The sequence below is a fragment of the Rhodobacter sp. P2_H5 genome (assembly GCF_056403335.1).
Genome location: NZ_JBFUFS010000089.1, coordinates 1 through 873 on the forward strand (window position 1 = coordinate 1; position 873 = coordinate 873).

The window sequence follows — 873 nt, forward strand, 5'->3', positions numbered from 1 at the left end:
GTTCTGGACAATGAGGCCCAGCATCCGTCGCGCTGGCAGGCGGTGATGTCGATTGCGGCGAAGATCGGCTGCACACCGCAGACACTGAGCGACTGGGTCAAGAAGGCCGAGGTCGACAGCGGTCGGCGCGCGGGCATTCCGACCGAGATGGCCGAGCGGATGAAGGCATTGGAACGCGAGAACCGCGAGCTGCGCCAGGCGAACGAGATCCTGCGGAAGGCGTCGGCGTATTTTGCGATGGCGGAGCTCGACCGCCGGTCGAAGTGATGGTCGGGTTCATCGACGACCATCGAAGGGAACACGGGGTCGAGCCGATCTGCGGCATGCTGCCGATCGCCCCGTCCACCTACTACGATCATCTGGCGAAGCGGGCCGATCCGGCGCGGCGGTCGGATCGTGCCCGCCGGGACGAAGAACTGCGGCCCGAGATCCAGCGCGTCTTCGAAGACAACTGGAGCGTCTACGGCGTGCGCAAGGTCTGGCACCAGCTTCGCCGCGAGGGCTTTGACGTCGCCCGCAGCACGGTCGCGAGGTTGATGAAGGACATGGGTATTCAGGGCATTATCCGAGGCAAGCCCCACAGGACGACGATCCCCGACAAGAAGCAGCCCTGCCCGATGGACAAGGTGAACCGCCAGTTCCGCGTGCCAGCGCCGAACATGCTGTGGGTGTCGGACTTCACCTATGTCGCAACCTGGAAGGGGTTCGCCTATGTTGCCTTCGTCATCGACGCCTATGCCCGCAAGATCGTCGGCTGGCGCGTCAGCACTTCCCCTCATGCCGGGTTCGTCCTCGATGCCTTGGAACAGGCTGTCCATGAGCGGCGCCCGGTCAAGGGCATGGGGCTGGTTCACCACAGTGACCGCGGCAGCC

Annotated in this window: 1 pseudogene and 1 other annotated feature; the pseudogene reads left to right on the top strand. The window is 64.7% G+C overall.

The features are described 5' to 3' along the window. Positions 1 to 3: 3 nt before the first annotated feature. A pseudogene (locus AC1DVR_RS23640) lies at positions 4 to 873 on the top strand (IS3 family transposase); the annotation flags it as partial. Further along, positions 225 to 341, top strand: a sequence feature (AL1L pseudoknot). It overlaps the preceding pseudogene by 117 nt.